A 23,868-nucleotide genomic window follows, 5' to 3' on the forward strand; every position below is an offset into this window, starting at 1 on the left:
CTTCTTATACTTTGGGTTTTGGTCTGATGCAAAGAGTTGAAATCTTCTCTTTAGTAAGCTGGCTGCATTATATCCAATTCTTAATCTCTTACTTAATTCTGTTGCTGTTACTACCTTTGGGTATTGAATTAATGATTCATAAAGTAAATATCCGAACATCCATAACGGCAATTTGAAATGGTGAAGGGGAGTGTAACTTAGTCTTGATGTTAGATATCTACATTGAGGGCATCTAATTAGATCTGGTCTTGTTGAGATTTCTTTGTCTAAGATTCTATTGTTACATTCAGTAGTTGGACAATGTTTCGGGTAGAAGTCGTTTAGTATCTTCTTGGTTATCTGGGTGAAATACTGTGTATTAAGGGCTAAATTTTGATATTTTTTTTGAAGGTGTGGCTCATATGGCCCAACGAAAAATCCACTTGACAGATCCTTAATTCCTGTCTTGGGACTGGTCCGGACCGTCTGGATTGGAAAGTTAGGCGGTCCTCGGTTCGGATTACGAGTGTTAAATGAATAACTATCCTTTCCTTCGAATCGTTCCACCGCTTCCGTTTCATTTCGTCTTTTTTCTAACATTTTTTTTCTTAATTGGTTCAGATTTATGACTGTTTTCTTCATACAAAACTTCACTATGATGTTCTGCAAAAGCTGGAGTATGATCTTCTCCGATATCGATCCGAATATAAGTGCTTTCTTTTTTTCTTCGGATCTCTTCCTTTCTTTTTATCCTTGCTTCGTCCCAACCTAAAAGAGTTTCCATCACGATAGGAAGAACAAGACGAGATAATGCGGTTGCGACCAATACTCCTGCTATCACTACGGTAGCCAAAGGTCTTTGCACTTCTGCTCCTGCCATATTGGAAAGTGCCATTGGAAGAAATCCGATAGCGGCGATAAATTCAGTCGTAAGAACGGGCCGTAACGAAAGTATCCCGGCGGAAATAACCGCATCTGCTATACGTTTTCCGGATTGGATCTCTTCCTTCAATGTTGATGCGTACACCACGCCGTTCAAAACGGCGATCCCGCTTACAGCAATAAATCCGACTGCAGCCGGTATACTAAATGGCAAACCACGCAAGACTAAACCTAAAATACCTCCTGCAGTTGCCAACGGAACTACGGCAAATACTCCTAATGCATAGTAAATACTATTGAATGCAGCCATAAGCATAAAAAATATGATCGCTAAGGCGACAGGAACGACTAAGAGTAATCTGTTTCTTGCTCTCACGAAGTTATCGAATTGTCCTCCCCATTCTATTTCATATCCGGCGGGAAGACTAGCTGCGATAGGTTTTACTTTTTCCTTTGCTTCATTGATATATCCGACTAGGTCTCTTCCTCGAATATTTACTTCGACGAAGATCCTTCGTTTAAGCGCTTCTCTATAAATGGCTGCCGCGGAATCTAGAATTTCTATATCCGCTACTTGTCCAAGAGGGATCGTATTTCCGGTTGCTGTCATAATTGGAATATTGGCTACTTCCGGAAGATCGTCGGCTTCCAAATCAAGTCTGAGAACTAAATCGTATCTTCTCATTCCTTCAAATATTTTTCCGGCCTTAGTTCCGACTCTCATCATCTCCACCGTGCGGAGAATTTCAGAAGCGGATGCTCCATAGCGAGCCATCTTATCGTAGTTGGTATTGATCTGAAGCATAGGAAGTCCGAGAACTCTTTGCACACGTAAGTCTCCGGTTCCTGGCACCTTCTGCATTGTAGATGCGATCTTATCTCCGATATTTTTAATAGTTTTAAGATCGTCTCCGTATATCTTCACGACTACGTCCGCTTTAGAACCTGTAAGAAGTGAATTTACCCTATTTTCGATCGGTTGGGACATACTGAAATAAGTGGAAGGGACTTCTGCGATCAGCTTACTTTTGATCTTGTCCATCAGCTCTTCACGAGTATCCGCATTTACCCAATCTTCTTTAGGTTTCAATTTAACCATGACGGAAGTTTCCTCCGTACCTAAGGGTTCCGCCGCTGATTCTCCCCGCCCCACACGGGAGACAACGCTAACAATTTCCGGAAATCCGGAGAGAACCTCTTCGATCTCCATATTTAAATCTCGGGAATAATCGATAGCGGTAGAGGGTAGTCTTTTTGCATCGATTTCCAATTCTCCTTCATCGATTCGAGGTAAGAATTCGGAACCTAAGAAACTTCCGGATAAAAATGAAAAAAGGATAACTCCGACTGAAAAGAGAATGATCTTTTTTTTTCGCATCCATCCCCAATCCAAAAGTTTAATATAGTATTCCTCTATTTTTTCCCAAGCGTGTGCTTTATGGATAAAAGGTCGTTTATATGCGTAAGCAAGACTTGCCGGAAAGACCGTAACGGAAAAAACAAGTGCGCTTGCTAGAGCGAGGGCAACGGTTATCGCCATGGGGCGGAACATTCTTCCTTCCACTCCTTCAAGGACCATGAGAGGAAGATAGACAAGCATAATGATCGCAACGGAGAATGCTGCCGCTTTCGCTACTCTCTTGCATCGATCCGAAATAATGTTTTCAGTAGCAACACGAAGCTCTTCTTCATTCATGGGGCGATCGAAGCTTTTTCTACCTATATAAAATCCGGCCAAAACGGACTCTAACATTACGATGGAGCCGTCCACAAGTAAGCCGAAATCGAGTGCGCCTAAAGACATCAAGTTCCCTACAACACCCAGTTGTCGCATAAAGATAACCGCAACCAGCATTGAAACGGGAATTGCCGCGGCAACTAACGCTCCGCCTTTTGCTGTCCCTAAAGTTAGGATAAGAGCAAGGAATACAAGTAGAGCTCCTTCACTTAAATTCATAAAGACAGTCTTTAAAGCACGGTTAATAAATTCGGAACGATCGTAAAACGGCTCTAACTTCATTCCTTCAGGAAGAGTCGGTCGAACTTCTTCTACTTTTTCGCGCACTCGATCCACGACATCCCTGGAATTCTGACCAAGCAGCATGATGACTGTCGCAGCAACCACTTCTTTGCCTTTTTGAGTGGCAATACCGAAACGAAGTGCGGGTCCTTCTTCTACTTTAGCGATTTGGCCTAATAAAAGTGGAATTCCGTCGGCAGAAGTTCTAACTGCAACTCTCCTCAGTTCTTCTATTCCTCCGAACTGTCCTTCTCCGCGGATAACTAATTGTTCTTCTCCTTTTTGAACATAACCTCCGCCGGTGTTGAAGTTAGCAGCCTTAATATCATCCAAGATCTCGGTCACGGTAAGATTGTGTGCCGCTAATCTTTTGGGATCGATCAATACTTGATATTGCTTTAAAGTTCCGCCTAACGTGTTTACTTCAATTACACCAGGAACCGCCTTTATTTTTTTCGATAGATCCCAATCTACATAACTCCTAAGTTCTGTCGGAGAATGTCTATCGGAAGAAAGAACGAATTCGTATATATCCCCTAAGGCCGTGGCAACGGGAGCTAATTCAGGCGATCCGTATTCCGGAGGGATTTGGGCATCGACAATCTTTAGGCGTTCATTCACAAGTTGTCTTGCAAACCAAATGTCTGTCCCATCTTCGAAAATAACCGATACGGAGCTTACTCCCGCGCGTGAGATGGAGCGGATCTCTTTTGCTCCGGGAATTCCGTTCAACTCTAATTCTATCGGATACGTAATGAATTGCTCCACTTCGAACGGGGTCAAACCCGGCGAGGAAGTAACGGCAGTTACTTGGACATTTGTTACGTCGGGAACTGCGTCAATTGGAAGTTTTAAAGCGTTAAATAAACCGATAAGGGAGAATATGGCGCAGATGATCAATACTGCTCCTTTCTTACGAATGGATAAATCTACCAGTTTTTCTATCATAAACGGTCCTTTTCCCTTGATTCTTCAATGAAATACAAATTGAATGAGCTTTGCCGTTCTGGCTTGTATTTTTTTAAATAAAAATCCTTCGCGACGGCTTCAGAAAATAATTCATTACATTTTAAAGAAATGTTCTTGTATCTGAGTCGGATTTTTCGTCTTTTAATTGATTCTCACAAGAAATAGAATATAAACGTAAAGGAGTTATTTGAAATGGGTGCGAAATCTTCCTTATTACTACTTTGCTCGCTTACAACCTTCGCGTGTAAAGAATCTGTAGATTTCAAACAAATTCCTAATTCTCTAACTGTCGATAGTATTCGTTGCGATCAGATCTTGAATGAAATAACGATCAAAAACCAGGACTCAGATCCTGTAATTTTATTGAATACGGCTTCTCCCTCGATTGAGAGAAACTATTCGGAAGCAAGGCTTGGATATTTTTTCGGCTCAAATAAAGAGCACAAAAATTCGGAGGATCAATCCAAATCTATTGCTTTAGTACAACCGGGGAAATCTCTTAAACTTAAGATTGGAGAAGACTTCGAGAACATAAATTGGATCGATACCTTCCATGTTACCATCGGCTATCAGAAAATAGAAAAAGGAAAATTCGGCGAGACAGGATTGCGAATTTCGCAGGACCTTTTCAATTCACAATCTATTCAGGAATTCGAAATAGATTGTAGAGATCTATCCAAGCTTTAATATTCATCTTATTTAATAATAAATATATACTTTTGTCGTAAGGGATCCATACCCAAACTATTTGTTTTTTATACCTTAATGGAATTTCGTCTTTGGGTTCCTTTTCTTATGCTACTTCATTCATGCGCCTTGTTTTGTTGGACCGCGTCCGAGTCGTGATATATATCATGTAGATACAGGCTATATTTCGTTGAAAGGAAATATAAGTTATGTTTTATCTATTTGTTAAATTGGAGGATCCGATGAATCGATTATTATTAATGATCTGCGGTATGCTGATCGTTACGAATGTTTTTGCCCAAGGCGGCGGTAATATGGGCCAAGGAATGGGAAAGAAATACGATCCCACAACGGAAGTTACGTTAAGCGGGAAGGTTACCGAAATTATAAAGGTTCCTCATGGTGGAAGAGGGGAAGGAATTCATTTAACCTTTCAAGCCGAAAATGAAACGTTTACGATTATGTTAGGACCTTCCTTTTACATAGATAAACAAACCGTGAAGATAGCCAAAGACGATATGATAACGATCGTAGGTTCAAAGGTCGGAAATATCATCGTTGCTCGCGAAGTTACTAAGGATGGACAGAAGCTCACTCTTCGGACTCCCGCAGGAGATCCGCTATGGGGACGAGGAGGAGGTAGACCTGGGAAAGGAAGAAGGCGTTAATGGAGGAAATACATTTCTATCAAGTAAATGTAAAATGGGAGAAGGATAGGATCGGGATCGCTTCCGCACCCGGTCTTTCTTCCATACAAGTAGCTACACCGCCGGAATTTCCCGGCGGTCATCCCGGGATTTGGTCGCCTGAACATCTGTTTGTTGCTTCCGTTAACAGTTGTTATATGACAACTTTTCTTGCGATCGCTAAAAATTCAAAACTTGAATTCTCCGATTTTGAAAGTTCCGCTAACGGTAAACTTGAGATGGTTGAAGGACGTTATTCGATCACTGAGATTGTTTTGGATGCAAAGATCCGAATATCGAACGAATCGGACCGGGCCAAGGCTTTGAAAGTAATGGAAAAATCCGAGAAGGTCTGTTTAATATCGAACTCTATAAAGACAGTCGTCCGCCTTACGGCAAATGTCGTTAATTTTGTTTAGAATCGTCTTTTGCCTGTAGAGAAGCAGATCAATGCTCAATTAATCTTTTGATAAGAAGTTAATCCAATCGGGAACCAATTTACTGGGAGAATATTAAATACATTTTACCTACAATTTGGAGTGGGTATTAGACTGGCATTGAATAATTAATTTTGCTTCGTTGAGTAATCCTTGTAAGCCTGAGTTAAGTTTTCTTTCTTCTCGGGACCGAAGTGCGGTAAATTTTAACGACCGCAGCATTACTTTTTTCGGAGTTTATACGATTGCGTAATGATTGAAGATTATATTCCAATTTTCTTAAGCTGGTTAGCTGGTCTTGATCAGATATGAATTTTAATCCTAAAAAAAGTTTTCCATTCCTGTCTATGGAGCGCCAACAGATCTTTGCATTCATGTGAATCGGTGGCCTTCCTTTGAATACAAGGTCGAATTTAAGACTTTCGTTTCGGTAGACGTTGTACAATATATCCTTTTGACGTATCCTTATTTTTACGCCCGATTCGGAAATATCAATTACGTCAAATCGATCGGTCGACTTGATAGAATCCGAGTTTTGGATTGTAGTGATGATCTTTTCCGATAATGCGTAGAGTTCGGAGAGATCTTCGGCTAGGATCGGTTCTTGAGCACTTCTTATCCAAAGATAAGCCTTAGGAAACGAGTCTTTGTCGTTTTTATCATATAGTAAAGGAAGTATTAATTCCGATATTATGGATTCGTTTTTATACCGTCTGATTGCAGAAAGAATATTTTTACCGAAATAAGTTATGTAATTCACGAATTGAGGCAAGACCTCGGTGTAAGAGCCTGGATTGTTGGTGTTTTGGATGTAGAAGATCTTTTTGGTCTTTCTAACGATCTCGAATTTGGATTCTTGGCCTGATTGGAAAAGTCCGACGTTTATCTCTCCAAATTTCGGATGTTTTAATTCATCCTTGAAAGTTTCCAAAATGTCGCGTATAACGTTCGGAGAGATATGCCGATTTAATTCGAAACGTTCAGGATGATAAACAATATTCGTCGCGAACACAGAATCATTCTTAATTCTAAGCCTTTCTTCCTTTCGATTCGTTTTAGCAATACAAACCGATTCAGCTTGCATCAAAAATTCGAAATCATTGAGACGCCTGATAGTTCTGCAATTCAGCTCTAAATGATTTTTCAAAGTCCTTTGTAGAATGATCTTTTCATCCGATGATATTCTTGATCTTTGCTGAAAACGAACGGAGATCTGTCCGGAATCTCCGAAAGTTTCTATAATAATCGCTTTGTTCTCGGATTGCCGGCCTTTCACTGTAAGTTCTTCTGAATAAAGAAAGGATCCTGCAATTCTGGAAATTGCAGTGGGATCGGATAAAATATCCCAAGACCTCTTATGTGTTTCTCTTATATCCATGTTTTTGGATCGGATCCTCTTCGCTTTCTAACAATTTTTTTGACGAAAAATGTCGAATGTCTCCATCACAATCCTTAATGGCTGGAATTCTTTTGTTGATTGTTGGGATTCATTAAAAACTATTTTCATTTGAAAAGATGAAAAAATTGACATTTGTCAGTTTTAATCCGTGTTTTTAGGGATAAATGCATAACGTTTATGAGCAAAGTAATACACTTTTGGCGTATTACTTTGAATTCATATTAATAGTATCAATCACTTCCAAAAGTAGTAAATCCGCGTAATAATTTCGATCGATCTCAAGTCTCAAAAATTGTTCGATTGTGATACATGACCGGCACATGAAGGGGTGCAATAAGAACTGGGGAAGAAAAATTCTAATAATAGAAGATCGGCCGTAGATCGCTTTCGCTTACAACAACTTCTTTCGAAAGACTCAGTTCTCGAATTGGATAAGGTTTCTCGCTCGGAGTAAGAACAATCTGAATGCGAAAAATACATTTAACCTATCCGGCTAATGTTTAAGCAAAAAATAAATTGACTATCTTTTTTGCATTAAGCTATATTCCTTCCACCCACAGGAGGTTCAAATGTCCGCAAAATTCGTAATTTATAAGGATGCTAAAGGAGAATATAGATTTAGATTAAAGGCTGCAAACGGAGAAATTATTGCCGTAAGCGAAGGGTATAAATCTAAACAGGCCTGCGAAAACGGGATCGAATCCGTTAAGAAAAACGCACCTGGCGCCTCTGTTGAAGAAGAGTAGAGTTATATTTTTTGAATAAAAAGAGTTCGAAGAGTATAATATCTATTGTAATGCAAAATAAAAATTATGCTCTTCGCCGACCTTCTTATTTTGCCATTCTTCCCATAAGTGCCTTGGTAATGATCTTAGGATAAGAGCTTGGAAAAATTCTCTGCATTAAGTCCAAGAACACGGCATCCGGTCCGATCAGGACTCTTGGGGAATTTTTCTTTACTGCTTTTAAGATTACCCTTGCCGCCTTCTCTGCGCTCGTGATAAATTGAGCGGACATTTTTTCACCTGCAGTATTCGGATCCAAGCCAAGTGCCTTTACACTGTCGTTGGTCTTAGAACTTTTTGCGATCGCAGTTTTGATGCCGCCTGGATGAACGCTTGTGGCGGAAACTCCCGCTTTGGTAAAATCCAATTCTTGTCTTAAGGTTTCCGTAAATCCTCTGACCGCGAATTTGGAAGCGTTGTATGCGGAAGTCCCTGGAACGGCGATGATCCCGAACACGCTGGAAGTATTGATAATATGACCTTCTCCACTTTCTTTTAAGTAAGGTAAAAACGCCTGAGTACCGTTTACCACTCCGCCGAAATTGATATCCATTACTCTTTGAAAATCCTTGGATTCGAATCCTTCGATCGTGGAGCCGAATGCGATCCCTGCATTATTGAATATTAGATTTACCTTATGATGATCTTTGGCTACTTTAGAGGCCCAATTAAAGACCGCAGATCGGTCGGAAACGTCCAGCTTTTGACTGGTAACGGAAACATTCGGATTCTTCTTGTTTACCAATTGGACCGTTTCCGCAAGTCCCGCCTCGTTTACGTCCGACAACGCAAGGTTACAATCCTGTTCTGCAAGCTGGATCGCAAGTTCTCTTCCCATTCCTGATCCGGCCCCGGTGATGGCTGCTACTTTATTTTTAAAACTTTTCATTTGGTTTTTCTTCTTCCTATTTTTGTCGTTTATCCGAAGGATAAATGAGAATCGTTCACATTGGCAAAATTGATATCGAATAGATCCATTAGATAATTTTGATGGAATCTCCAAGGGCGGTTTGCCCCTCTTTGAGGGAATTGATCTATTGCTCTCTGGATATATCCAGAATTTAGATCGAGTATCGGCTCCTTCTCCATTTTTTCCGGATCGCAAATAGGCATACATTGTTTGTAACCTTTCGATTGCATATGATTTAGTAATCTTGCGACATAGGTAGATGTTAGATCCGCTCTTAATGTCCAAGATGCGTTCGTATACCCGACACAGAACGCAAAATTCGGGACTCCGCTTAACATTAATCCTTTGAATGTGAATAGTTTAGAAATATCCACTTCCGAACCATCTACCTTGAGTCGGATCCCGCCGATCGCTAGTAATTCCAATCCGGTTGCGGTGACTATAATATCCGCTTCCAATTCTTTTCCGGATCTTAATTTGATTCCATTCGAAGTAAAAGTTTCGATATAGTCCGTAACTATGGAGGCCTTTCCTTTAGAGATCGCCTTGAATAGATCCGAATCGGGAACCAAACAAACTCTTTGGTCCCAAGGTTGATAGTTCGGTTTGAAATGAGTATCTATATCATAACCTTTCGGAAGCGAAACCTTTAATCTTGCCCTGATTAGCCACTTCGCAAAGTTAGGAGATCTTTTACAAACCTGATAGAACCAAATCTGGATTAGAATGTTTTTGATACGAGTGATATGATGAGCCAACTTTGCAGGCAAAAGAAACCTTAAAAAATCGGCAATTATATCCTTGGATGGAAGACTTGTGATATAAGTCGGTGACCTTTGCAACATTGTCACATGCGAAGCATTGTCCGCCATGGATGGGACCAAGGTGACGGCGGTTGCTCCACTTCCGATCACTACGACTTTTTTACCAGTATAGTTTAAATTTTCGGGCCAATGTTGCGGATGGATGATCTGACCTTTAAAGTTTTTTACTCCTGGAAAGTTCGGAGTAAATCCTTTTTCGTAATTATAATAACCGCTGCAGATATAAAGAAAGTCCGTAGTATATGTGCGTTTATCTTTTTTAGGTCCCACTTCTACTTCTACAGTCCAGAGGTTTTCTTTACTGGACCAGGAAGTGGACGTTACTCTATGTTCGAATCTGATATTACGATCTATTCCGAATTCGGATGCTGTCTCTCTCACGTAATTTAGGATAGAAGGTCCGTCGGCGATCGCTTTCGCTTCTTTCCAAGGTCGGAAAGAATATCCCAAGGTAAACATGTCCGAATCCGAACGAATTCCCGGATAACGAAAGAGACTCCAAGTCCCGCCTATATCGGGTCTACTTTCTAAGATGGTGTATTTTTTGCCCGGGCAAAGTTTTTGCAGATGATAACCTGCGCTAATCCCTGATAGACCCGCACCTACAGTGATCACATCGAAATGTTCTTTGTTCATTTTTTCCTCGGCGGATTCATTCTATCGGTCTTATGGAAAAGGCCGATTATCTCCCGCTGTTTCGGAAAAGATTTTGCACCAAAACCGAGTAGGATTCGACTGATCTTATAATATCGCTCTCAAAAATTCGTTCGGGATGATAAGAATACACCGGATTTATTAATTTTTCGGGAATAAAACGGCGTTCGGATTCCTACCGGTATTACTAGTTTACATTTCAAATCAATTCCGAAAACGCTTGCAACCGTTTCAAGATCTAAGATGGGAGAAGGTCATGAAGTATTATTCCGTAGCAGAATTGAATATCACCAGCCCTCGTTGGATCCCAGCTTATGTTCGTAATGTAACCAAGATGGTGGAAAAATTCGGGGGTAGATATCTTTCTCGGACCACAAATATGGAGAAGATGGAAGGCGATCGAAAACTGCCTCAGCTCTTCTTAATAATTGAATGGCCTTCCAAAGAAGCGGTCCAAAACTTCTATCATTCCGAAGAATACAAACCGTTTCTGGAAAGTAGGCTAAAAGGCTCCAATGGAGAATTTATTCTCGTTCGGGGAGAGGATGTCAACCAGCTTGCCAGCGTTCCGGATTGATAAGTCCATAAAGATCTAAAAACATTACATATGTAATAGAGCAGATACGGATCCATTACATCTGGGAAATTGACCAACTCATTCCAAAAAGTGTAATCTTTCTCCTATATATCTTACGGAGAAAATATGTTTAGAATATATAAGATTCACTTTTCGATTTTGTTTATCTTTACTTTTGTTTTGGTAAACTGCTCGGAAGAAAAGAAGAATGATCAATCCTTATTGGCAATTGCAGCCCTGCAAGCAGGGCCTGGTGGTTTAATCGGCGGACTTGCAGAACCGGCTTTAGGTACTGCGACTTTGGTGTTGGATTCGGATAGTTTCAATTTATTAAACCAGGAAGAATGCCAGGATGGAAATATAGGAGTCATTATTAGTAAGGATACTGGACCTACACTGCCTATCTTGAATATCCACATGATCGATATGTCCAAGAACTCGGGAATATTTTTGGAAGCTGGGGCTCTCTCAACCGGATCTCATATGGATTTAGATCATAACGACGGAAACACGTATGGAGTGGTAAACGATTGTCCTGCCTTCGTGATGGAAAATACACTTACGATCTACGATCTTCAGGTATTAAATTGTCAAATCGCGGACCAATTCGGAGGCGGCCCGAATAAGAAGATGATGTCCTTTCGAGCACGCTGTACAAAATCATAAAAAAATAACCTTCGTTCGTGTAACACGGGCGAAGGTTAATTCTTCTCAATCTTTCTTTTAGCCAAAAATACCGTAAGTCTTTGGAGTTGGTCTTTAGAGCTTGATTTAGATCCCGGAAGTACCTTTGCATATATATTTTTCAAATGATTTCTAAGAGTCCCATTAGAAACATTCAATACGAGTTGTATAAAGGATCTGCTATGTCCTTCGTTCAATAATTCGCAGATACGGAGTTCCTGTTTGGACAATCCGTATTCTTCTAAGTTGAATTCGGTTTTAGGTATTACATTTGCGGTTTTATATAAATGAAACACTAAGAAGGATAAGAAGCTACAAGCTGCCAAAGCGGAGATCGCGGTGATGTAGATCTCTTTAAATTGTAAAGATTTAAAAATCGGCCAGAATAACATTCCTACCAAAATGCCTACTGCAATAGAGATCAATATATTCGCCGCTATCCTGAATAATCCGGGACTTCCTTGGTTGTATCGGTTCAAATAAACGGAGAGTGTAACTGAAAGCGCAGCGTCCGCTACCGGATGAAGAGGAGGAAGATCTATACCGTAAAGAGGCAAAAAGTTAGAAAATAACGCCATCCACCAGAGTAAGAAAATCGTAATAAAGAATTTTTTCTCAAAGAAGACATTCCATTTTACAGGGTTTAAGAAGAAGTAAATACAAATGCACATTCCAAGCACATGAACTCCGGCTCCGATCAAACCGCCAGATAAAGAAAGAAGAGGGCCATAACCGAAAGGGAAGGGATTAAATCCGACCACGAAGTAATGCGGTATAGAAGAACATAAAAAATCTGCGAGGACCGCCGCGACTAATACAAGAACTGTAAGCGGATTTAAGATTTTTCGACCCGTACAAAAACCTGCCATACCCGCAAGAATAGGAGCCAAACTGAAAAAAGAATGACATTGGAAGATCCACCATGCCAAACCTAGTTCGTCGGAAGAGGATAGGCACATTGCAGCGGTAGCTCCATTTTGGACTCCCACAGCAAGATAAAATACGGTCATGAGCCTATGGAATGGATGGTCTCTTCCGATATTCTCGATCAAACAGCTTAGGTTGGCAAGCGATGCCACCATCGGTACTATGAAAAAAATTTCCAAATAAGTTCGGTTGTAATAAAGTTTGAAAAGAATTTACTCTAAGATCTAAGGACTAAATTTCACCTTCTTTTTATGCGTTTAAGAAATTTTTTCTTTATCATATAAAATAAAGAAGAATAACGATATCTTCTATCCTAAAAATCGATTTACTTCCCTTAACGGAACCTCCAAGATAGACCGCTATGAAAATATTCTCAGTTCTATTTCTTTTAGGTTTAATAAGTGTTTTGTTTTCTTGCGTTAAAAAGGAGGCGGATACAAACAGAGGAGTGATCACATTCATTGTTGGGAACGTAACCTTGGAAAGAGGTTCCGAAAAATCCAAAGCAGAGGTAAACAAAGAGATCCAAAGCGGCGACGTATTGGTTACGGACGAAGGCGCTACTGCAATGATCGCCTTTGGAGAAAATGTTTCCTTACTAGAGATCCAGTCCGGTTCTAAATTTCGCTTCGACGATATCAAATCGGACAAAAAGTTTTTCCAAGAGAAAGGAAGATCTTGGCTCCTCTCCAATAAACTTGTGAAAGGTGAAGGCGTAAGTTTAGGAACTCCGACGACGACTGCGGGTGTTAGAGGAACTAAATTTTATACTTCCGTAGTAGAGGATATGACTTTTATCTGCCATTGCCAAGGTAAGGTGGAACTTGAAAATAGTGTGGACCATTCTAGGCTGATCCCTGAATCAGATTATCTTACGGTTACGAAAGGAACAAAAACGATTGTGATCGATAAAGACGATCTATCAAAGATCGGGATCCCTTACGTACACGATCATAGCGAAGTAAACAATTCTCCTGTGGGAGCGAAAACAAATATGAAGTTGGAAGATTTCCTAAAGATCCAAGATCTTGCTAAGAAAAAATTAGCGGGGAAATGATCAAGCTTCGTCTATTTCAACATTCTCTAATGTGTCAAAAAAACCGGTCTGTAATAGCGGACCGAAGTCGACCATATCTTCTGCTGAAAGTTTAAGCCCGTTTTCTAAGGAGTATGCTTGTAACAAAGAAGCGCAGGCCAAGTGACTTTCCTGTAATTGGGCATGAGCCCTTGCTTTTACCACGAGAATATCCGCGTCGGATTCTCCGAAATATTTGATATACAGATCTATAAACTTAAGAGCATTCTTATGATCGGAGACTTTCAGATAACATTGAGCGATCATATCGTAATGTAGGAAAGTTTCTTCTTCGTCCATTCTCATGGCTGTTTTTAAAGAAGCTAAAGCTGAATTATAATCTCCCCTTTGGTAGTACAAATATCCAAGTTCGGACCAGATATCTTTTCGTTTAATCCCTCTTCCTCTGGAAAGTTTTTCCTGAGACAGTGCTTGTTTTAAGACTTGGATCGCCTCATTGGACCTATCGGTATCTTTCAATAAACTTGCAAGAGTAAGGTATAATTCCAATTGGTCCGGAAAGAGTTCGATTGCGGAGGTGAGTATTTTTTTGGCGGACTTGTAATTGTGAACCTTGATTAAGTAATTTGCATAATACAGTCTACTTTCCGGATGAGCGGAAAAACGATCCTGCAATTCCTGGAAAAGATTCAAGGTTTCCCTGGTATTTCCAATATAGTATTGGCACCAGGCCTGGCGGTTTTTCACCTTCAGGATGGTTTTCGGGTTTTTGGTGAAATTCAGGGATTCCTTGTATAGATTGAACGCCTTAGTAAATTCTCTCTGCCTTTCCCTATGGATGGCGCTTACGATTAGTTCCCTAAAACCCACGACTGGGACAGGCTAAAAAAATTCCTAAAATAATCAAGTTTTCCACAGATCAACCGATGATTGAAACGGGGGCAAAGGAAAGAAAAATCCCCACTTCAATCGAGGTAAAGAAAATGGAAATCGGTAGCCAAACCAGCCAGTCTCTCATGATCGAAAGAATTGCAAATCTGCCTAGAGAAATCTTCCAAGCTCAGTCGGATATGAATTCTAAACTTTTGAAACTCAACGTAGAAGCTCAATTACAAGCCCAGGCTTCCGAGGGAAGATCCAGGCTTTTGGATCTGTACGTTTGATTCGGATGTCGGAATTCCACAAAACGCGGTGGTTCGTTTGTAGGAGTTCCTACATCCGCACTCGGTGAGATTCTAACTTTTATTATATTCCGGCCTTTTTCTTTCTTTAAAGGCCTTCATCGCTTCCCTGAAGTCTCTGGAATCCATAAAACTGGAATTCCATACCGCGACATAGTTCAAACCGACAGCTAACGGTTTTCCTTCGGAGTAGTTCATTACTTCTTTAGTACCTTCTACCACTATCCTTGGATTGGCGGCGATCTCGGAAGCTGTTGCGATTGCACCATTCAAAAGTTGGTCCTGGTCCTTGAACAATTTGGATACAAGTCCGATTCTCAGAGCTTCTTCTCCGTCTATGTCCTTACCCGTATAGGCAAGTTCTCTTGTGTTTCCTTGTCCGATGATAGAAGGAAGCCTGTTGATGGAACCCATGTCTGCTACGATCGCTACCTTTGCTTCCCTGAGGGATATACTTGCATCGTACGTCGCATAACGGATATCGCAGGCGGAGATCAGATCAAGTCCTCCTCCGATACAATGTTTTTGGACTGCCGCGATGGAAGGTTTAGGAGAATCATAAACTGCGTTGATCCCTTTCTGCATGCGGAGGATCAATTCGTAGAATTTTTTACGATCGTCCCCATAAGTCCCTTGTACTACGGATCCGAATTCTTGGAAGAATGAGTCCAGATCTAAACCTGTGGAGAAAGATTTACCTCTTGCGGCAACTACGAAGGAACGGATCTTTTGATTGGAATTAATTTCATGAACTACGTCGGGAAGGTCTCTCCAGAAACTCCAGTTCATCGCGTTTCTTTTGTCGGGGCGATTCAAGAAGACGATGGCTACTCCGTCTTCTCTTTCGACGATTTCAAAGAATTCAAAGTTTGTCTTCATCGGGATCAGAGTTATCCGATTCAGCCGACGAGTAAAACGTTTTTTAGGTCTCGTGTCTTGTAGGAAAACTTAGAGTAGCTTTGCAGCCGTTCTCGTTCTCTAATGAAAGTTTTCCCCTTAGGAGTTTTACAAAAGAATCCACCAAGGAAAGTCCCAAAGAGGCGGAATTGCGAATTTGAGGCGTTGTGTCCGAAAGACCCACGCCATCGTCTTTAACCTCTAAGAAATATCGTTCGTCATTCAAACTAAAGCGGATCAATATAGAACCGCTCTCTCTACCTTTGAATCCATGTTTAAACGAATTGGTCAGAAGTTCATTGATAATCAACGCGCAGTTCATTCCCATTTCGCTCGGTATCTTAGGGGTTTGGATATCCAGTATAAGTTTGAATTTGGAACGATCCACCTTGTATACTTCGAATAGAAGGTCCGTAAGTTTACGAACATAGAGATCGAAGCTGATGGAAGACAGGTCATGATTTTCATAAAGCACTTCGTGCAGAAGGGCTACAGCTTGGATCCTATGCTGACTATCCTTGAAAATATCCAAGGTTTCTTGATCCTTCAGATTGGAGGCATTCATGCTGAGTAAGGAAGAAATGACGGTGAGATTGTTTTTGATCCTATGATGGATCTCTTTTAAGTAAGACTGATTCGTATTGTCGGTTTCTCCCAAACGAAGAACGGTGATCGACCCGCTGGATTTTCCTTCAGTGTTTAGAATGGGGGAGATCTGGACCGACACAGCCGTCTTATTTCCGATCCCATCGATCGCGAATATTCCACTTTTCTCAATTGTTTGATGAGAAGTTAATACATCAGAAACAGGAAGAATATAAGCGGATGAGTTTGTATCTTCTAATTTTAAGATCTTCGTTAAAGAAAGTCCGATGGACTCCGCGTAACTTAAGCCCGCGATCTTTTCTGCTACTGGATTGCAGAATAAAACCAAACCGTTCTCATCCGTAGTGATGATCCCGGACTCCATTTGGTTCAAAGTGGATTTTAAGGATTCTTCGTTTTTGCGATTTCTATTTTCCAGCTCGTTTTTATACAAAGCAACTTCGATAGAAGAACGGAGTTGGTCCGACTCGAACGGTTTGACTATATAACCTAGGGGCTGGGTCCTTTTAGCTCTGTTGAGAGTGTTTTCATCCGCATAAGCCGTGAGATAAATAACGGGCGTTTGAAATCTGTTCCGTAGGAGTTCCGCAGTTTGGATCCCGTCCAAATTTCCCTCGATATTAATGTCCATTAGGACTAGGTCAGGATGATTTTCCTCCGCCTTTTGGATGGCTTCCTCTCCGGAGGATGTAATGCCTACAAGATCATAACCTAATTTTTTAAGTTTTTGGCCCAAGTTGACTGCGACTATGATCTCATCTTCGACAACTAGGATCTTAGGTTTTGTGAGCATACTTCTAATCTACGAATAAAACCGATTGTTTCAACCACATAAATGTAAATTGATAGGTGAAAATATCTGCGGAAATGTGCAAAAGAATTCGAAAGCCATCTTTGCAAGTAAAATCGAATATAAGGATGATTTTTGTTACGATCGACTACTATCTTGTAATTTTTTTTGAAACAACTATAAGTATATAAAAATTTCCCTAATCCTTTCGGACTAAAATTTAAAATTTTTTGACATATCGTCTAACGTGAAGCGGGAAAAGGATTTTTCCATCCCTGGGACGGATGGATCGGTCGACAATTTAGAATGATTTAATTTCGGAGAATGTAGTTTTCGTTTCCGTAGGACTTTCGAATGAACAGTCTCTTTTCCGCCCCTAAACCCAAAAAGAGTTGGTACAGATCGGTCAAGATAGGACGGGAAGAATAATATCCGTGACCTAATGACAATAAAGAAGCGTCGATCGGATTTACATTGACCACATCCACACCGGGAAATCTGGAACAGGCGCCTAGTCTTCCTGTCTGGTGTATCTGGGCGGAGGCAAACAATGCGGAGTCACCGGGAGAACAATATAATGTGATCCTTTCCGAAGATTTTAACAAACTGTCTAGGATTAAAATAAATTCGCCCGTATCGTAGTCCGGAGCATTCAATACTAATTCTTTTAAAAAAGGTTTGTCTCCCCATTCTTTGGAGAGTTCTGAAACCGAATTTAAGACCACCTGATGTCCCATAGAATGTACCAATAGATGGATCTTCTTTTTAGTAGAGATCATTCTTTTCAGGAAGTTTTTAAACGAATCTCTGCTACTTCTTGCGGAGATTAAATTTTTTTCGTATGTGTTTTTGAGGAAGAAGGTCCCAAGCATGGAACCGTCTCCTCCTGCAGGCCAAGTATAGAGCGCCACCTTACCGGGAAATTTCAGATCGTATTTGAGTTGGGCCGCCCTTAAAATAGCTTCTTCAAAGTTTACATTAAATCCGTGGACGAATACGATCACTTCTTCGAAAGGATCTTCTTCTATTCCGTTCCACCAAAGTTTTTCCTGCTCTTCCTTGCTTTTTCCTTGGATGGCAACTCTATGTTCTAAGAACTGGAATGATTTCTCTTTATTCCCCAGACCGAAGGGGAGTGAACCTATCTCTCTGTCAGCCGGAACGTTTACCAAACAAGAACCTGATTGGGTTCCCATATTTCCGAAATTCAGGAAATAAGAATTAGAACAAGCGACCTGTGTACCTGGATTGACCGCTCTGGAAGTATTAAAAAACACCTCGATCCCATGAGTGGAAGAATACTGCGGATTTGTCCTTTTTGCCAGATACTCGGATGCGGACGGACCACAACCTAAGCTGAGAACAAAACTAAAAAGAATAAAAAAGAAAGATCGAAACATCATAAAATCTTAATGGTTCGGTTTAGAGCCTCTTTTATAACTGAGGCCTTTTAGATATTTTCCGGGATTTACCGATTTCCCTTTGTGAATTACTTCGAAATGTAAGTGAGGGCCGAAACAGTAACCTGTACATCCGGAGGTTGCGATCTTCTTACCCGCTACCACATAATCTCCTCGTTTTACGTTCAGCCTAGAGTTATGAGCGTATAATGTCTTAAAATCGTCGTTATGTTCGATTACGATCGCGTTACCGTAACCGCCCATCCATCCGGAAAATACAACCTTACCGTTACGAGCAGCCATCACCGCTTCGTAGTTGGCTTTTAGGTCTAATGCTTCGTGGAATTTATGCTGTGGAAAGGTTCTCCATCCGTAGTTGGAAGTGACTACATGCGAACTAACAGGAACCACCCATTTGGGTGCAGGGTCCGGGATCACGGCGCCTGGCAGGAAAACTTTTTGGCCGGGACGAAGAATATCCAGATCATCCAGCTTATTCTCTTCTAAAATTTCATCCAGGTTCACTTTGTAAAGAGACGCTACCTTTGCAACGGTGTCTCCCGCTTTAAATTTATATAATAGACCTTGTTTATTCGGGATCTGTAATATTTGTCCCGGGTAAAGTGTTTCTTCCAAATTGATATTGGAGGAGCCTGCGATGGATTCCATTGAAACCTTGTAACGGGTTGCAATCTCGGAAAGAGTTTCGTTCCTTTTAACTTTGTAGGTAACTACTTTAAATTGTTTCTTTTTGTCGGAAGCGCTTTTGATCTCGTTCGCCATCAAAATGGTCAGCTTTGCTTTTTCGGACTCTTCTAAGAACTTTTCGTCGCCTTTTTTGGCTTTTAAATCTTCCTGATCGTTTTCAGTCACTTCTGTGGATGCGGATTCCATCGAGGCATTGGAAGGACTCATCCAGATCCCTAAAAACAAGACCATAAAGACGACTGACGCTATAAGAGGAATAACGCGGAATTTACGCCTTCTGAAATCCAGGTTTCCGTGATATAGGTTCCCTCTGAAATAAAAGGAATAATGGAAATGGAATGCGCCCAGGTAGATCAGGGTGAAATTATCTGTCCGGAGGATCTCTTTTCCTGCGGTCAATTGCCTGGGCTTCTTGAAGATCATACTATGAGTATCGGTCGGTCGGGTGGAGAACCACCCGAGTTTTTGATTCGAACAAATCTAAGAGGTGGGAAAAAGAACTCGAGGCCTTAGAGTTATTCTTCCTTACCGTTGTCCAGAGTCCTTGTGCCGCCAAAAGATTCTTCCACGATCTTTTTAACGTCTTTCTTTTGTCCGCCTGTTACGGTGATATTTCCTTTTGCTACCACACCTTTTGCCAGGGAAAGAGCGGGAGCGATAATATCCCCTAAGAGACGTCCGGTTTCTTCCAAGCGGACTTCTGTTTCCGCCTTAATGTTTCCGATCAAGGTTCCGGCAACGATCACTTCTCTTGCCGAAATGTTAGTGCGGACCTTACCGGTTTCTCCAATAAATAATGCGTCGTCGGTTTTAATTTCCCCTTCGAATTTTCCGTCGATACGTAGGGAACCAGCGATATAGAATTTGCCCTCAAAAATGGAACCCGGGCCGATTACGCTGTTATTATTATCCTTACCGATGGCCATCTGTTACTCCTGACTGCTGATTCATCTATTTGGTGGGCGGTTCCGAAATCGACAACTCTTTTTGCGGAAGATAATCGGGAAAGGTTTCGCACAGAGGACACTGAGTTGGGGGAAATCTAAAAACCCTCCGTGATCTCCTTGTCCTCTATGCGAAATTTATCTTATTACGTCCTCGTCACCTTTCGCAGCGACCCGTAGGGAGCGAGAAAACGACCGGCGTTGGCGAGTCGGTGACTGAAGCGCAGCGAAGTCAAATTTTAAATTCGTCGCAACCTTATCATCGCGAACACTGCACTCAGTCCCTAACGAATAACATCCTCGTCACCTTCAAAGAGATTCGGTTTTTTCTTTTTAGTCGTTCCTGGGTCCGTGGTATGGGTAGGGGTCGGATCCGGCTCAGTCATTCCTCTATGGTCTTCGCAGACTTCTTTCGGAACTGTGTCTTTGTCGAAAACTTCTTCTTCCGTTTGGTAACAATGGGAACCGGGAAGTTTTCCGGAGATGGAACAGATGGTCCTGCGTACAATTTTTGCGTCTCCGAAATCGAACGGTCTTGATTTTTCTTTGGCAAGTGCGTTTGCCATAAATCTTCCCCAGATAGGAGCGGCCACAACGGCGCCCGACATTCCTCTGCCGAGAGAAAGTGTTCCGGTATCATAACCCACCCAAACAACTGCAACAAGTTCCGGAGTATAACCTGCGAACCAAGCATCCCTAAAATTATTTGTGGTTCCCGTTTTTCCAGCGGCAGGACGAGTGAGTCCGTATGACCTGGCCCCCGTTCCGGTTCCTTTTTTGATCACATCTTCCATCATCGAAGTAATCACATAGCTTGTTTCAGGAGAGAGTAATCTTTTTCGTTCTTTGGATTCGAATTCTTTTCGGAAATCTTTGATCAGATTTCCTTGTTCATCTTCTACATACAGAACACTGAGAGGAAAAACTTGTTTTCCTCCGGAAGCAAATACGGCATAAGACCTTGCGAGTTCGTACGGAGAAACTTCAAAACTTCCTAATGCGATCGAAAAGTCTTTAGGAAGATTTCTATTCTCCACTTGTAAGAGTTTTTCCAGTTTTGGCAGAAGATTATTTAGACCGGTATGTTCCAATAATCGGACGGCAACACTATTTCTGGAAAGTTCGAGCGCTTCTCTCAAGCGGATAAATCCGGAATATTCTCCCGAATAATTGCTTGGGTTCCATTCGTCTCCGTCTTCCAACACGTACTGCAACGGAGAATCGTCGAATAAAGAAGCGGCAGTAACATTTTTCTTATCGTCCGGATGTTCATGATAATATTCCATCGCGGAAGCGTATACTAACGGTTTGAATGCGGAACCTGGTTGTCTGTACGCTTGAAATGCGCGGATCTGTTGGTTGTCCGAGCGGAATCCCGAACCTCCTACCATTGCGGTGATATAACCTGTGTCCGGACGAATGGAAATTAATGCACCTTCTACAGGAAGTAAATGGTCTTCTGTAGCCTGAGTCCTATAATTCCAGTCGATTGCTTCTCCTAACATCTCAGTCCCGGAAATCAAATTTAAAACGGCTAAATCGTCTCTGAATTCTTCCTGCCAGGCTCTATTGAATGTCCTGTATGACCTGGAGATCTTAAATTTGAATTCGGGAAGATCATGGAGTTCCGCTAAAAGTTTGAATGTAGAACCGTAGGTATCCTCGAAGGAATCGATCTTAGTAAAAGCCCTTTGGTTGGATAGTTGGGTCTGTTGTTTTAAACCTGCAGCCAACGCTTTTTCGGCCTGGGATTGATGCTGTATATTTAAGGTGGTATAGATCTTCAGACCACCCTCGTAGATCTGTTGAGAAGGTATATAACGGGCTAGGTTTTTACGGACATATTCCGTAAAATAAGGGAATTTGTTCAGACGGTCCGAAAATGCGGAATCATTAGGAGAACGATTTAAGGTTATATAATATTCGGAGAATGTTTCGAATTCTCTCTCGGCGGTTTCCACGTCCAGGATCCCGTTTTCCACAAGTTTTTTGAATACAACTCTGACCTTGGAGGCTGATGTATTCGGATTCACTAATGGAGAAAATTCCTTGGGTCTTGTGGTCAAACTTGCGAGTAGCGCCGCTTCTCCCCAGCTTAAGTCCTTGATATCTTTTCTGAAATAAAATTTGGCCGCCGCTCCCGCTCCTATGGTACCGTGTCCGAGAGGGATCTCGTTTAGATAGATTTCCATTAAGGTTTTCTTATCGAATACCAATTCTAAAAGAAGCGCCAGCCAAGCTTCTCTTGCCTTTCGTAAGAAGGACCTTTCCGTGTTTAAGAATTTTAATCTAGCGACCTGCTGAGTGATCGTAGAGGCGCCCTCTTTTACTCTTCCTGCAAGAAGGTTGACCATGGTAGCTCTAAAAATTCCGCGTAAATCCAGACCTTTGTGGGATCTGAAATTATTATCCTCTGTGGAAACAAAACAGCGAATCACTTTATTATCTTCCCAACCGCCGGGAAGATCTTGATCCGAGATCACTACTCGGGAGAATCTATAAAACTCCGCGATCGGTTCGTACTTTCCTTCGGAGTTGATCCCGAATAGAAGGGAAGGTTTTTCGTAACGGTCCGCTTTCGGGACCTGCCAAATATCTTTGATGGAGAATACGAATAAAAATCCGTTTAAGAAGATCAGTCCCAAAACAAGATAGATCAGTTTACGCACAGGATCGGAAGAATTTAGACGGGATTGGACCCTGTCCCTAAAGAGTACTACGAAATATCTTGTGAAAAAATCTACGGGTTCGTGTTTCATTTGTTTTAATTTCTGCTTTTTATAAAGGCGAAAATTGGCGCATCTTATCGATACCGTGGTACCTAAGTCCGGTGTCTAGATTGTATCCTTGGTATTCCTTGATCAAAGAAGAACGAGAAGTTTTGTCGTGAACATAACCCCAGGCATTTGTCACCGCATCCTTTGCGGACTCGCATGCCTTATTGATCAACTCTACAAAAGAATCGTTTCGGATCAGGTTGGGGTCCGCAGGATAAGACCATTCTCTTTTTTCTTCGTTCATGATCCTTTTGTCTATATGTTCCTTTAGAGGGAGCATCAGCACGGAGGAATTTACTTTATGTAAAGTGATATTGTCTAAAAATCTAAGTGCGGCCCTAATTATTTTGCTTCTGGAATCCAAGTATCTATGAAAATACAAATAACCTAAGAAGGATTCGTTAAGGATATCTCCCGGGATAATCTTTTCTTCGGAGCCTATATACTTTTCTTTGAAATCTTTTGGGAAAGTGGCTTTTAAACCTTTCAGCCAAAAGTTCCAAAGCATAGGGTCCATTTTTTTCTTCCCATCTTTTCCTTTGAAGATCACATCCACATGTTGTACGAAATCGTACGCTTTCGGGGTCATTCCCCATCTGAAATCCAGGAGCCAAGAATCCAAAGCGAATTCCACTCTCATATGATTGTATTGTGCTTTTGAACTGATCTGTTTATCCGGACTATAATAATCACCGGAGATAAAAAAGATATAAGGATGAGTGACAATGTCCACTGCGCAGTGGATGATATAACCAAGGGTGAATGCGAGAAAACGATCTCTATAGATTCCTTCTTCGACAGTGAGGACTCCGTCCAAAAAATTCAGCACTAATTCTAAAACGTTTTCGTGATGGCTTAGGTCTCCCCAAGGAAGGGCCTTTTTGGTCCGAACAGGGGAAAGAACATGATAAAAATAGAAAATATCGGGAGCGATTGCGCCTATATTGGCAAACTTACGGGTGCCTTCTTCTCTTAAAAGTTTTGCAATCTTTCTTTGTTCCGCCGTCCCGTGATCCAAATGTTTGCAGACTTGAGAAAGAGCTTCGAGATGAGTGATTTTGCCTGCCATATCGGAATTTTGCCTTTGAAAAAACCCGGACCGCTCTAAA

At 41.4% G+C, this 23,868-nt stretch carries 21 protein-coding genes and 1 pseudogene; 8 read left to right on the forward strand and 14 right to left on the reverse strand.

Annotation, left to right across the window (positions count from 1 at the left end):
* Both LEP1GSC192_RS20120 and LEP1GSC192_RS16260 read right to left on the reverse strand, forming a co-directional pair.
* A pseudogene (locus LEP1GSC192_RS20120) lies at positions 1 to 579 on the reverse strand (transposase); the annotation flags it as partial.
* Positions 557 to 3,829: an efflux RND transporter permease subunit gene (locus LEP1GSC192_RS16260; RefSeq protein ID WP_020771216.1), complete on the reverse strand. Its 3,273-nt coding sequence runs from the start codon at positions 3,827 to 3,829 to the stop codon at positions 557 to 559. The gene LEP1GSC192_RS16260 and the pseudogene LEP1GSC192_RS20120, both read right to left, overlap by 23 nt.
* Positions 3,830 to 4,042: 213 nt before the next feature.
* On the opposite strand from LEP1GSC192_RS16260, the gene LEP1GSC192_RS16265 reads away from it, so the two are divergent.
* From LEP1GSC192_RS16265 to LEP1GSC192_RS16275, 3 genes are all read left to right on the forward strand, one after another.
* Positions 4,043 to 4,537 carry a hypothetical protein gene (locus LEP1GSC192_RS16265; protein ID WP_020771182.1) on the forward strand — a complete coding sequence of 165 codons (495 nt, stop codon included), beginning with the start codon at positions 4,043 to 4,045 and terminating at the stop codon, positions 4,535 to 4,537.
* Between the two features lie 242 nt (positions 4,538 to 4,779).
* Complete coding sequence (locus tag LEP1GSC192_RS16270; RefSeq protein WP_198289333.1) at positions 4,780 to 5,205, forward strand: hypothetical protein; 426 nt, start codon at positions 4,780 to 4,782, stop codon at positions 5,203 to 5,205.
* On the forward strand, positions 5,205 to 5,642 hold the full coding sequence (locus LEP1GSC192_RS16275) for an OsmC family protein (RefSeq protein ID WP_020771341.1): 438 nt from the start codon (positions 5,205 to 5,207) through the stop codon (positions 5,640 to 5,642). The genes LEP1GSC192_RS16270 and LEP1GSC192_RS16275 overlap by 1 nt, the downstream gene beginning before the upstream one ends.
* 184 nt (positions 5,643 to 5,826) lie before the next feature.
* On the opposite strand, the gene LEP1GSC192_RS16280 is transcribed toward LEP1GSC192_RS16275, so the two are convergent.
* Positions 5,827 to 7,038: a PilZ domain-containing protein gene (locus LEP1GSC192_RS16280; RefSeq protein ID WP_020771221.1), complete on the reverse strand. Its 1,212-nt coding sequence runs from the start codon at positions 7,036 to 7,038 to the stop codon at positions 5,827 to 5,829.
* A 590-nt stretch (positions 7,039 to 7,628) separates the two neighbouring features.
* Here LEP1GSC192_RS16280 and LEP1GSC192_RS19645 point away from each other — a divergent pair.
* Positions 7,629 to 7,805: a YegP family protein gene (locus LEP1GSC192_RS19645; RefSeq protein WP_020771328.1), complete on the forward strand. Its 177-nt coding sequence runs from the start codon at positions 7,629 to 7,631 to the stop codon at positions 7,803 to 7,805.
* Positions 7,806 to 7,890: 85 nt separating this feature from the next.
* Here the strand turns inward: LEP1GSC192_RS19645 and LEP1GSC192_RS16285 are convergent, their stop codons facing one another.
* Both LEP1GSC192_RS16285 and LEP1GSC192_RS16290 read right to left on the reverse strand, forming a co-directional pair.
* On the reverse strand, positions 7,891 to 8,733 hold the full coding sequence (locus LEP1GSC192_RS16285; protein ID WP_020771470.1) for an SDR family oxidoreductase: 843 nt from the start codon (positions 8,731 to 8,733) through the stop codon (positions 7,891 to 7,893).
* A 29-nt stretch (positions 8,734 to 8,762) separates the two neighbouring features.
* Positions 8,763 to 10,214, reverse strand: a complete 1,452-nt coding sequence (locus LEP1GSC192_RS16290; RefSeq protein WP_020771109.1) for an NAD(P)/FAD-dependent oxidoreductase — start codon at positions 10,212 to 10,214, stop codon at positions 8,763 to 8,765.
* A 274-nt stretch (positions 10,215 to 10,488) separates the two neighbouring features.
* Between LEP1GSC192_RS16290 and LEP1GSC192_RS16295 the strand changes: the two genes are divergently transcribed.
* Positions 10,489 to 10,809, forward strand: coding sequence for a DUF1330 domain-containing protein (locus LEP1GSC192_RS16295; protein WP_020771331.1), 321 nt, complete (start codon positions 10,489 to 10,491; stop codon positions 10,807 to 10,809).
* Positions 10,810 to 10,935: 126 nt separating this feature from the next.
* Positions 10,936 to 11,475, forward strand: coding sequence for a hypothetical protein (locus tag LEP1GSC192_RS16300; RefSeq protein ID WP_020771326.1), 540 nt, complete (start codon positions 10,936 to 10,938; stop codon positions 11,473 to 11,475).
* A 35-nt stretch (positions 11,476 to 11,510) separates the two neighbouring features.
* Here LEP1GSC192_RS16300 and LEP1GSC192_RS16305 read toward each other — a convergent pair whose 3' ends face one another.
* Positions 11,511 to 12,599, reverse strand: a complete 1,089-nt coding sequence (locus tag LEP1GSC192_RS16305; RefSeq protein ID WP_020771199.1) for a LuxR family transcriptional regulator — start codon at positions 12,597 to 12,599, stop codon at positions 11,511 to 11,513.
* Between the two features lie 182 nt (positions 12,600 to 12,781).
* Between LEP1GSC192_RS16305 and LEP1GSC192_RS16310 the strand changes: the two genes are divergently transcribed.
* Positions 12,782 to 13,477, forward strand: coding sequence for a FecR domain-containing protein (locus tag LEP1GSC192_RS16310; protein WP_036090725.1), 696 nt, complete (start codon positions 12,782 to 12,784; stop codon positions 13,475 to 13,477).
* On the opposite strand, the gene LEP1GSC192_RS16315 is transcribed toward LEP1GSC192_RS16310, so the two are convergent.
* Complete coding sequence (locus tag LEP1GSC192_RS16315; protein ID WP_020771176.1) at positions 13,478 to 14,326, reverse strand: tetratricopeptide repeat protein; 849 nt, start codon at positions 14,324 to 14,326, stop codon at positions 13,478 to 13,480. It abuts the gene before it with no gap.
* Positions 14,327 to 14,439: 113 nt separating this feature from the next.
* On the opposite strand from LEP1GSC192_RS16315, the gene LEP1GSC192_RS16320 reads away from it, so the two are divergent.
* Positions 14,440 to 14,619: a hypothetical protein gene (locus LEP1GSC192_RS16320; RefSeq protein ID WP_036090960.1), complete on the forward strand. Its 180-nt coding sequence runs from the start codon at positions 14,440 to 14,442 to the stop codon at positions 14,617 to 14,619.
* A 72-nt stretch (positions 14,620 to 14,691) separates the two neighbouring features.
* Here the strand turns inward: LEP1GSC192_RS16320 and LEP1GSC192_RS16325 are convergent, their stop codons facing one another.
* From LEP1GSC192_RS16325 to LEP1GSC192_RS16355, 7 genes are all read right to left on the reverse strand, one after another.
* The gene (locus tag LEP1GSC192_RS16325) at positions 14,692 to 15,516 is read right to left on the reverse strand and encodes a crotonase/enoyl-CoA hydratase family protein (protein ID WP_020771211.1); all 825 of its coding nucleotides are present in this window, start codon (positions 15,514 to 15,516) and stop codon (positions 14,692 to 14,694) included.
* Between the two features lie 43 nt (positions 15,517 to 15,559).
* Positions 15,560 to 16,933 (reverse strand): histidine kinase dimerization/phosphoacceptor domain -containing protein, encoded by a 1,374-nt coding sequence (locus LEP1GSC192_RS16330; RefSeq protein ID WP_020771322.1) that lies wholly within the window; start codon positions 16,931 to 16,933, stop codon positions 15,560 to 15,562.
* A gap of 308 nt (positions 16,934 to 17,241) precedes the next feature.
* A complete protein-coding gene (locus LEP1GSC192_RS16335) occupies positions 17,242 to 18,330 on the reverse strand; it encodes an alpha/beta hydrolase (protein WP_020771355.1) in 1,089 nt (362 codons plus the stop codon).
* Positions 18,331 to 18,339: 9 nt separating this feature from the next.
* Complete coding sequence (locus LEP1GSC192_RS16340) at positions 18,340 to 19,461, reverse strand: peptidoglycan DD-metalloendopeptidase family protein (protein WP_020771222.1); 1,122 nt, start codon at positions 19,459 to 19,461, stop codon at positions 18,340 to 18,342.
* 92 nt (positions 19,462 to 19,553) lie between these two features.
* The gene (locus LEP1GSC192_RS16345) at positions 19,554 to 19,964 is read right to left on the reverse strand and encodes a polymer-forming cytoskeletal protein (protein ID WP_008593196.1); all 411 of its coding nucleotides are present in this window, start codon (positions 19,962 to 19,964) and stop codon (positions 19,554 to 19,556) included.
* A gap of 302 nt (positions 19,965 to 20,266) precedes the next feature.
* On the reverse strand, positions 20,267 to 22,741 hold the full coding sequence (locus tag LEP1GSC192_RS16350; RefSeq protein ID WP_020771141.1) for a penicillin-binding protein 1A: 2,475 nt from the start codon (positions 22,739 to 22,741) through the stop codon (positions 20,267 to 20,269).
* 19 nt (positions 22,742 to 22,760) lie between these two features.
* Positions 22,761 to 23,828: a zinc dependent phospholipase C family protein gene (locus LEP1GSC192_RS16355; protein WP_020771519.1), complete on the reverse strand. Its 1,068-nt coding sequence runs from the start codon at positions 23,826 to 23,828 to the stop codon at positions 22,761 to 22,763.
* Positions 23,829 to 23,868 lie beyond the last annotated feature (40 nt).

It is taken from the genome of Leptospira sp. B5-022, assembly GCF_000347035.1.
GTDB classification, from domain to species: Bacteria; Spirochaetota; Leptospiria; order Leptospirales; family Leptospiraceae; genus Leptospira_B; species Leptospira_B cinconiae.

Excerpts from the sequence above, each read along its gene's own strand:
- LEP1GSC192_RS16355 (WP_020771519.1), bottom strand. The coding sequence starts at position 23,828 with ATGGCAGGCAAAATCACTCATCTCGAAGCTCTTTCTCAAGTCTGCAAA.
- LEP1GSC192_RS16270 (WP_198289333.1), top strand. The coding sequence starts at position 4,780 with ATGAATCGATTATTATTAATGATCTGCGGTATGCTGATCGTTACGAAT.
- LEP1GSC192_RS16335 (WP_020771355.1), bottom strand. The coding sequence starts at position 18,330 with ATGTTTCGATCTTTCTTTTTTATTCTTTTTAGTTTTGTTCTCAGCTTA.
- LEP1GSC192_RS16295 (WP_020771331.1), top strand. The coding sequence starts at position 10,489 with ATGAAGTATTATTCCGTAGCAGAATTGAATATCACCAGCCCTCGTTGG.
- LEP1GSC192_RS16340 (WP_020771222.1), bottom strand. The coding sequence starts at position 19,461 with ATGATCTTCAAGAAGCCCAGGCAATTGACCGCAGGAAAAGAGATCCTC.
- LEP1GSC192_RS19645 (WP_020771328.1), top strand. The coding sequence starts at position 7,629 with ATGTCCGCAAAATTCGTAATTTATAAGGATGCTAAAGGAGAATATAGA.
- LEP1GSC192_RS16290 (WP_020771109.1), bottom strand. The coding sequence starts at position 10,214 with ATGAACAAAGAACATTTCGATGTGATCACTGTAGGTGCGGGTCTATCA.
- LEP1GSC192_RS16320 (WP_036090960.1), top strand. The coding sequence starts at position 14,440 with ATGGAAATCGGTAGCCAAACCAGCCAGTCTCTCATGATCGAAAGAATT.
- LEP1GSC192_RS16265 (WP_020771182.1), top strand. The coding sequence starts at position 4,043 with ATGGGTGCGAAATCTTCCTTATTACTACTTTGCTCGCTTACAACCTTC.
- LEP1GSC192_RS16285 (WP_020771470.1), bottom strand. The coding sequence starts at position 8,733 with ATGAAAAGTTTTAAAAATAAAGTAGCAGCCATCACCGGGGCCGGATCA.
- LEP1GSC192_RS16350 (WP_020771141.1), bottom strand. The coding sequence starts at position 22,741 with ATGAAACACGAACCCGTAGATTTTTTCACAAGATATTTCGTAGTACTC.
- LEP1GSC192_RS16275 (WP_020771341.1), top strand. The coding sequence starts at position 5,205 with ATGGAGGAAATACATTTCTATCAAGTAAATGTAAAATGGGAGAAGGAT.
- LEP1GSC192_RS16310 (WP_036090725.1), top strand. The coding sequence starts at position 12,782 with ATGAAAATATTCTCAGTTCTATTTCTTTTAGGTTTAATAAGTGTTTTG.
- LEP1GSC192_RS16330 (WP_020771322.1), bottom strand. The coding sequence starts at position 16,933 with ATGCTCACAAAACCTAAGATCCTAGTTGTCGAAGATGAGATCATAGTC.
- LEP1GSC192_RS16280 (WP_020771221.1), bottom strand. The coding sequence starts at position 7,038 with ATGGATATAAGAGAAACACATAAGAGGTCTTGGGATATTTTATCCGAT.
- LEP1GSC192_RS16345 (WP_008593196.1), bottom strand. The coding sequence starts at position 19,964 with ATGGCCATCGGTAAGGATAATAATAACAGCGTAATCGGCCCGGGTTCC.
- LEP1GSC192_RS16325 (WP_020771211.1), bottom strand. The coding sequence starts at position 15,516 with ATGAAGACAAACTTTGAATTCTTTGAAATCGTCGAAAGAGAAGACGGA.
- LEP1GSC192_RS16260 (WP_020771216.1), bottom strand. The coding sequence starts at position 3,829 with ATGATAGAAAAACTGGTAGATTTATCCATTCGTAAGAAAGGAGCAGTA.
- LEP1GSC192_RS16300 (WP_020771326.1), top strand. The coding sequence starts at position 10,936 with ATGTTTAGAATATATAAGATTCACTTTTCGATTTTGTTTATCTTTACT.